Origin of the sequence: Pseudonocardia pini (genome assembly GCF_013870575.1) — a bacterium.
In the GTDB taxonomy this organism is placed as follows: Bacteria; Actinomycetota; Actinomycetes; order Mycobacteriales; family Pseudonocardiaceae; genus Pseudonocardia; species Pseudonocardia pini.
This window is the reverse complement of record NZ_JACBXB010000242.1, coordinates 1-7151: the sequence shown is the minus strand read 5'-3', so window position 1 is coordinate 7151 and position 7151 is coordinate 1. Positions and strand designations below refer to the sequence as shown.

Annotated in this window: 8 protein-coding genes and 1 pseudogene; 6 read left to right on the top strand and 3 right to left on the bottom strand. The window is 74.0% G+C overall.

The features are described 5' to 3' along the window. Positions 1-191: 191 nt before the first annotated feature. Positions 192-425, top strand: coding sequence for a hypothetical protein (locus H5J29_RS15425; RefSeq protein WP_181781656.1), 234 nt, complete (start codon positions 192-194; stop codon positions 423-425). A gap of 28 nt (positions 426-453) precedes the next feature. Beyond that, the gene (locus H5J29_RS15420; protein ID WP_181781655.1) at positions 454-711 is read left to right on the top strand and encodes a DUF7218 family protein; all 258 of its coding nucleotides are present in this window, start codon (positions 454-456) and stop codon (positions 709-711) included. A 99-nt stretch (positions 712-810) separates the two neighbouring features. Here H5J29_RS15420 and H5J29_RS15415 read toward each other — a convergent pair whose 3' ends face one another. Next, positions 811-3057: a molybdopterin-dependent oxidoreductase gene (locus H5J29_RS15415; protein ID WP_181781654.1), complete on the bottom strand. Its 2247-nt coding sequence runs from the start codon at positions 3055-3057 to the stop codon at positions 811-813. 91 nt (positions 3058-3148) lie between these two features. Here H5J29_RS15415 and H5J29_RS15410 point away from each other — a divergent pair, with 91 nt between their 5' ends. The 4 genes from H5J29_RS15410 to H5J29_RS15395 all read left to right on the top strand — a co-directional run bounded on the left by H5J29_RS15410 (position 3149) and on the right by H5J29_RS15395 (position 5775). Continuing rightward, positions 3149-3919, top strand: coding sequence for a 5-formyltetrahydrofolate cyclo-ligase (locus H5J29_RS15410; RefSeq protein WP_181781653.1), 771 nt, complete (start codon positions 3149-3151; stop codon positions 3917-3919). Further along, the gene (locus H5J29_RS15405) at positions 3916-4419 is read left to right on the top strand and encodes an O-acetyl-ADP-ribose deacetylase (RefSeq protein WP_181781652.1); all 504 of its coding nucleotides are present in this window, start codon (positions 3916-3918) and stop codon (positions 4417-4419) included. Before H5J29_RS15410 ends, H5J29_RS15405 begins: the two co-directional genes overlap by 4 nt. Continuing rightward, positions 4416-4922, top strand: coding sequence for a gamma carbonic anhydrase family protein (locus tag H5J29_RS15400; protein WP_181781651.1), 507 nt, complete (start codon positions 4416-4418; stop codon positions 4920-4922). The genes H5J29_RS15405 and H5J29_RS15400 overlap by 4 nt, the downstream gene beginning before the upstream one ends. A 61-nt stretch (positions 4923-4983) precedes the next feature. Continuing rightward, entirely contained in the window at positions 4984-5775 is a 792-nt protein-coding gene (locus H5J29_RS15395; RefSeq protein WP_181781650.1) for an SDR family oxidoreductase, read from the top strand. Between the two features lie 54 nt (positions 5776-5829). On the opposite strand, the gene H5J29_RS15390 is transcribed toward H5J29_RS15395, so the two are convergent. Together H5J29_RS15390 and H5J29_RS15385 are read right to left on the bottom strand one after the other, a co-directional pair. Further along, entirely contained in the window at positions 5830-6876 is a 1047-nt protein-coding gene (locus H5J29_RS15390; RefSeq protein ID WP_181781649.1) for a phosphotransferase family protein, read from the bottom strand. After that, positions 6873-7151 (bottom strand): annotated as a pseudogene (locus H5J29_RS15385) (TetR/AcrR family transcriptional regulator); the annotation flags it as partial. The gene H5J29_RS15390 and the pseudogene H5J29_RS15385, both read right to left, overlap by 4 nt.

Here is a 7151-nt window from a genome sequence, read left to right as displayed (position 1 = left end):
CTCCGCGGATCACGCTCCCCATGACGCTCCCACCGGTCGCGCCGGCCCTGCGTCGGCTCGCCGCCCCGGTGCACGAGAGTGCCGTTCGTTCACTAGGAATGAGCGAGAGTGCCGTTCGCTCACTAGGACTGAGCCAGGGTGCCGTTCGTTCGGCGGCGAGAGCCGCTCGGGGGCGGACCTCGCGGCCGCTGATGGTCGATGCCCGGGTCCAGCCGCTGCGGATCATCCGCACCCAGGGCTCGCGGGTCTCCGTGACCGCCCGACCGGCGATGCTGCGCGGCGCCACGCTGGTCGAGCGGAGGGCGGCGGACCTGCCGTGGACCACCGAGGCCGACCGGCGGCGGCGGGTGGACGAACCCGATCGGACCCCCGCATCCGCCCCGGCGGGGCCCAGCGGTGTCACGCTCACCCCATCGGAGGCGTAGACCACCGCCGTCCGGGTACTCCGACGGCATGCCGAACTCGAGCATCAAGAACGAGAAGATGTACGAGGAGCTCCGCGACGAGGGCAACTCGAAGGAGAAGGCTGCCCGGATCGCGAACGCCTCGGCCGCCGAGGGGAAGAAGACCGTCGGTGCGCGCGGGGGCCGAGCGGGCTCCTACGACGACATGACCAAGGACGAGCTGTACGAGCGCGCCCAGCGGGTCGGCATCGACGGCCGGTCGGACATGTCGAAGGACGAGCTGATCGAGGCCCTGCGCGACCACTAGCCTGCGCACCCACCGACCCCGGCCTTGTCGCGGCCACTGGTTCCCCGACACCGCCGGACGCCCGCCCGCCACCGAGGGATCCCCCGGTGGCGGGCGGGGCTATCCGAGCGGCGGGGGCCGGTGCGCCACGACGACGGGTGGGCTCCCCCGGTAGGCCTCCACCTGCACCCGCGTGAGCTGCCCGGTGCAGCCCTGCGCCAGCCGCGAGCTCCCGACGTCCCTGGTCAGCACGTTCGGGTTCCCGTGCACGCAGGTCGGGTCGGTCTCCGTGGCGGGTGTGTACCAGGCCCCGGTCGGCAGCTGGACGACTCCGGCGCGGACCTCGTCCGTCACGCGCGCGGCGGCCAGGCAGGCCCCCCGGTCGTTGTGCAGCCGGACGACCGCCCCGTCCGCGATGCCGCGGGCCTCCGCGTCCTGCGGGTGGATCCGCATCACCTCGCGCCCGTCGATCTTCCCGGCCGCGCTCGTGGCCCCGAAGTCCAGCTGGCTGTGCAGCCGGGTCGCGGGCTGGTTCGAGACCAGCCACAGCGGGAACTCGGCGGAGGGCGGCTCCGAGGGCGGCAGCCAGGCCGGGTGTCCCGGGCAGTCCGCGTACCCGAACGAGGCGATCACCTCGGAGGCGAGCTGCACCTTGCCGCTCTCGGTGTGCAGCGGCGCACCCGTGCGCAGCGCGGCGAGGACACCGCCGTCGTCGGGGCCCGGGGGCAGCTCGTGCTCGCCCGCCGCCCAGAACTCCTCGAACGAGGGGGCCGGGAAGCCCCTGTCCGCCAGGGCCTTCTCGGTCCGCTCCCACATCCGCACGAGCCACTCCCGCGGCGTGCGGCCCTCGGTGAACCGCTCCTCGAAGCCGAGGCGCGCCGCCAGCGCGGCGAAGATCGCGTGGTCGTCCCGAGCCTCCGCGAACGGCTCGGCGACGGGTTTCATGGCCACGACCAGCGGGTCCGTGCCGCCCGCGCCGATGTCCTCGCGTTCGAGCGTGGTCGTGGCCGGGAGCACGACGTCGGCGTGTCGGGCCGTGGCCGTCCACACCGACTCGTGCACGACGAAGGTGTCCACGCGACCCAGCGCGCGTTGCAGCCGGGCGAGGTCCTGGTGGTGGTGGAACGGGTTGCCGCCGCACCAGTAGACGAGCCGCACGTCCGGGTAGGTGAGCCGCGAGCCGTCGTAGGAGAAGGGCTCACCGGGGTGCAGGAGCATGTCCGCGACCCGCGCGACGGGGATGTAGCTGCGGACCGGGTTCGGCCGCCGGGCGAAGGTGGGGACGGGCACGGCGTTGCGCGGGCGGCCGTAGTGGCCCAGTGAGCCGAGGCCGTAGCAGAACCCGCCGCCGGGCAGCCCGATCTGCCCGAGCATCGCGGCGAGCGCGAGCCCCGCCCACACCGGCTGCTCGCCGTGCTCCGCGCGCTGCAGGGACTGCGAGACCGTGACCAGCGTGCGGCCCCGCGCGAGCCTGCGGGCCAGGGCGCGGATCTCCTCCGCCGGGATCCCGCAGATCTCGGCCGCCCACACCGCGTCCCGACCCTGCAGGTACGCCGCGTAGGTCTCCCAGCCCGCGCAGTGCTCCCGCAGGAACGCCTCGTCGTGCAGGTCCTCGACCATGAGCGTGTGCGCGAGGCCGATCATCAGCGCGGCGTCGGTACCGGGTTCGGGGGCCAGCCACCGGGCCCCGACCTCGGGCGGGAGGTCCGGCCGCAGCGGGCTGACCAGCACGAACTCGGCGCCGCGGCCGCGGGCCGCGACCATCGCCGCCCGCTCGACGTGCCGCGAGACCCCGCCCGGCCCGATCTGCGAGTTCTTCAGCGCCATCCCGCCGAAGGCCAGCACCGTGTCGGTGTGCGCGGCGATCTGGTCCCAGGTGACGACGGAGCGGGTCACGGCGTCGAACTGCCCCAGGACGTGCGGGATCAGCACCTCCGCGGCCCCGCCGGAGTAGGTGTTGACGGACTGCGTGTAGCCGCCCGCCATCCCCAGGAACCGGTGGATCTGGCTCTGCGCGTGGTGGAACCGTCCCGCGCTCGCCCAGCCGTAGGAGCCGCCGTAGACCGCCGTGGGTCCGTGGTCGGTGTGCACCCGGCGCAGCTCGGCGGCCAGCCGGTCCAGCACCTCCGCCCAGCCGACCTCGACGAAGTCCTCGCGCCCGCGCCGGTCCGTCGGCCCCGGGCCCTTCTCCCACCAGCCCCGACGCACCGCGGGCCGGGCCACCCGCACCGCGTTGCGGACGGCCGCGGGGACGTTGTGCAGGACCGGCGAGGGATCGGGATCGCGGGGGTGCGGGGTGACCCGCAGCTCCCCGTCCGCCCAGTCGGCGGAGAACGCGCCCCAGTGGGCGCTGTGCGAGAGGGTCATCGCCCCTCACCCTAGGCGTGTCCGGTCAGTCCGGGGCCGCGGATCTCGTGATCGACGTCGTTCCGAGAAGGACACGCCTAGGCTGGGTGCCATGATTCGGACACCGCGGCGACACGACCACGACGCGGGTGGCGAGCGCGAGGTCCTCGACGCGAAGGCCGCCCTGCGGGACGAGGTCTGGACCGCCCTCACCGAGGCCGCGGTCGCCCGCTTCCCCGGCGCCCGGAACCGCATCTCCAACTTCGTCGGCGCCGAGAAGGCCGCCGAGCTGCTCCGGACCCTTCCGGAGTGGACGAAGGCCGCAGCGGTCAAGTCCAACCCGGACTCCGCCCAGCTCCCGGTGCGACAGCGCGCCCTTGAGGACGGCAAGACGCTGTACATGGCCGTCCCCAGGCTCGCCGAGCCCGACCCGTTCTTCCTGCTCGATCCCGAGCACCTCACCGACTCCCCCCGCCGTGCCGTGTCGATCACCCACGCCACGCGCAACGCCCGCCGCGTCGCCGTCGCCGACCTGGAGCCGGTCGACCTGGTCGTGACGGGCTGTGTCGCGGCGGGCGAGGACGGCGCCCGGCTGGGCAAGGGCGGCGGGTTCGCCGACCTGGAGTTCGCCCTGGCCGCGGCGGCGGGGCTGGTCTCGGCCGACACCGTGGTGGTCACCACCGTGCACGAGCTGCAGGTCAGGCCCGCGGGCGCGATCCCGACGGCCGCGCACGACGTGCCGGTCGACCTCGTCGTCACGCCCGAGCGGGTGATCGACTGCCGGGCGGCGCGTGGGGAACGACCCGTGGCGGGGATCCTCTGGGAGTCCCTCACCGAGGCGAAGATCGCCGCGATCCCGTTGCTGCAGGAGGTTCGGAGATGACGACCATCGAGCTCGTCCAGGGCGACATCACCACGCAGGAGGTCGACGCCGTCGTCAACGCCGCCAACTCCGGCCTGCTCGGCGGCGGCGGGGTCGACGGCGCGATCCACCGCGCGGGCGGCCCGGAGATCCTGCGCGAGTGCGAGGAGCTGCGCCGCACGCGGTACCCGGACGGGCTGCCGACCGGGCGGGCCGTGGCGACCACCGCCGGGAAGCTGCCCGCCCGGTGGGTGATCCACACCGTGGGGCCGGTGTACGCGAAGCGGGAGGACCGCTCGGACCTGCTGGCCTCGGCGTACCGCGAGTCGCTGCGGGTCGCCGACGAGCTGGGCGCGCGGTCCGTGGCCTTCCCCGCCGTGTCCGCGGGGATCTACGGCTGGCCGCTCGACGACGCCGCCCGGATCGCCGTCACGACCGTGCGGGACACCCCGAGCAGCGTCGAGACCGCACGGTTCGTGCTGTTCAGCGCCGAGATCCTGCGCGCCTTCGAGGCCGTGTGATCACGCTCGGGGGGCACACGCCGGAGATCGACCCGAGCGCCTGGATCGCCCCGGGCGCCGTGGTCGCGGGCCGCGTGCGGATCGGCGCCGAGGCGTCCGTCTGGTACACCTGCGTGCTCCGCGCCGAGCTGGAGACGATCACGATCGGCGCGCGCACGAACCTGCAGGACGGCACCGTCGTCCACTGCGATCCCGGGTTCCCGTGCACGGTCGGCACCGGGGTCAGTGTGGGGCACCGGGTCGTCCTGCACGGCTGCACCGTCGAGGACGACGTGCTGGTCGGCATGGGCGCCGTGGTCATGAACGGGGCGCGGATCGGGTCCGGCTCGATCGTCGCCGCGGGCGCGGTCGTGACCCAGGGCGTGCAGATCCCACCGAACTCGCTGGTCGCGGGCGTCCCGGCGAAGGTCCGGGCGGCGACGGACGAGGCGGCGCGGAACGGGATCGCGCTGAACGCCGCCGCCTACCTCCACCTGCAACGTGTTCATCGTGACGCGACCTGACGTAGACGTCATCGTCGCGTTCATCGCATGATGGGCGGACTCGACGGAGAGGACTCACGACGTGAGCGCGTTCAGCGACGGCCTGTTGGCCGACCGCACGGTGTTCGTGGCCGGCGGCACCAGCGGCATCAACCTCGGGATCGCCCGGCGGTTCGCCGAGCTCGGGGCCCGGGTGGCCGTGGCGGGCCGCAACCCCGAGAAGGCGAAGGCCGCGGCGGACTCGATCGGGGCGGGGGCGCTCGGCCTGTCCGCCGACGTCCGGGACTACGCCGCGATCCGCGCCGCCATGGAGCAGGTGGCGAGCGAGCTGGGCCCACTGGACATCGTGGTGTCCGGAGCCGCGGGCAACTTCCTGGCGCCTGCGGCGCAGATGTCCGCGAACGCCTTCCGCACGGTGATCGACATCGACCTGAACGGCACGTTCAACGTCTTCAAGGGCTCCTACGACCTGCTCCGCACCCCGGGGGCGTCGCTGATCGCGATCACCGCGGGCCAGGCCGTCAACGCGGTCCCGATGCAGGCGCACGCCTGCGCGGCCAAGGCCGGGATCAACCAGCTCGTGCGGGTGCTGGCCATGGAGTGGGGCCCCGACGTGCGGGTCAACGGCATCTCCCCCGGCCCCATCTCGGGCACCGAGGGCATGGCCCGGCTCGCCCCGGACGAGAGCACCCGGGCGGCGCACTACGCGCGGATCCCGATGAAGCGCTGGGGCGAGATCGAGGAGGTCGCGGAGGCCGCGGTCTTCCTCTGCTCCCCCTCGGCCACGTACGTGAGCGGCACGATCCTCGACGTCGACGGCGGCTCCCAGCTCGGCGACGCCACCCGCGGCACGGCGGAGAAGGGCCTGGCCTGACGAGCGGTGAGTGGCGATGGTCGCTGGAACAGTCGCTGGAACGACCATCGCCACTCACCGTCGGCCGAGGACGGACCAGTCGCCGCGAACGATCGTGGCGGCGAGGTCCAGGAGGCCGACGGCGTGGGTGTGCAGGCGCTCGCCGACCTCCTGTGGGGCCTTTCCCGCGCTCGCCCGGGCCCAGGTGCCCTCCAGCACGATGCCGAGCTTGAAGCCCGCCAGCGCCGTGTACCAGTCGACGTGCTCCGGGGCCCGTCCCCCGGCCGCCGCATAGGCCTCGACGAGCTCGGCCCGGCTCGGCAGGCCGCCGAGCTGCGCGAACGGGCCGCCGACGTCCATCGCCCGCGGTGCCTCCGGCCACGTCACCATCAGCCACCCGAGGTCCAGCAGCGGGTCCCCGACCGTGCACATCTCCCAGTCGACGATCGCCGCCACCTCGGGCGCCGCGGAGGCGAGCAGCACGTTGTTGAGGTGGAAGTCGCCGTGCATCACACCCGGCGCCGCGTCCGGCGGGCGGTTCTCCTCCAGCCAGGTCGCGACCTGCGAGACCGCGGGCAGACCGCCGGGCTCCCACCCCGGGAACTCCCGGTAGGACTCCAGCTGCGCGAGCCACTGCGGGACCTGCTTGCCGAGGAAGCTGCCGGGCTTGCGCAGCACGTCCAACCCCTGCGCCACGGGGTCCACCGCGCCGAGCCGGGACAGCGCCCGCGCCACGGCCAGCCCCTGCCCGTGCCGCAGCGCCGCATCGGCCCGCTGCGCCTCGCTGACCCCCTCACCGGGGTTGACGCCCGCCACCAGCTCCATCAGGTAGAACACCACGCCGAGCACCGCGGTGTCCGTGCAGCCCGCGATCAGTCGGGGATGCGGGACGTCGGTGTCCGCCAGCCCGCGCAGCACCGTGATCTCCCTGGTCAGGGTGCGGTCACTGGTGGGTCGGGGGTGCTCCGGCGGGCGGCGCAGGACGACGGGGCGACCGTCGAGCTCGATCTTCAGCACCACGTTCTGGGTGCCGCCCGCGAGCGGGACGACCTCGCCGATCTCCTTGCCGATCCCCTCCGCCCGCACCCAGCGGGCCAGGGCGTCCAGGTCCACGACACTCATCCGCGCTCCGCCCGGAGCTTGCGGGTCTCGTTCGACGACCGCGCGCCGAGCAGGCCCGCCGCCGAGTCCACGAGCTGGCTCACGAACAGCCGGTGGTCGCGCCTGCCGGGGGCACGGGCCCGCTGGGCCAGCTCGACGTCGACGAACCGGATCACGTGGAAGCGCCGGTGCAGCACGACGGCGTCCGGGTCGAGCAGTGGCTCCAGCAGCAGGCGCCAGCGCCGCATGCTGCCGCCGTCGCGGTCGTAGCCCAGCGGCTCGGTCACCGGTTCCGG

Excerpts from the sequence above, each read along its gene's own strand:
- H5J29_RS15425 (WP_181781656.1), top strand. The coding sequence starts at position 192 with ATGGTCGATGCCCGGGTCCAGCCGCTGCGGATCATCCGCACCCAGGGC.
- H5J29_RS15420 (WP_181781655.1), top strand. The coding sequence starts at position 454 with ATGCCGAACTCGAGCATCAAGAACGAGAAGATGTACGAGGAGCTCCGC.
- H5J29_RS15415 (WP_181781654.1), bottom strand. The coding sequence starts at position 3,057 with ATGACCCTCTCGCACAGCGCCCACTGGGGCGCGTTCTCCGCCGACTGG.
- H5J29_RS15410 (WP_181781653.1), top strand. The coding sequence starts at position 3,149 with ATGATTCGGACACCGCGGCGACACGACCACGACGCGGGTGGCGAGCGC.
- H5J29_RS15405 (WP_181781652.1), top strand. The coding sequence starts at position 3,916 with ATGACGACCATCGAGCTCGTCCAGGGCGACATCACCACGCAGGAGGTC.
- H5J29_RS15390 (WP_181781649.1), bottom strand. The coding sequence starts at position 6,876 with ATGAGTGTCGTGGACCTGGACGCCCTGGCCCGCTGGGTGCGGGCGGAG.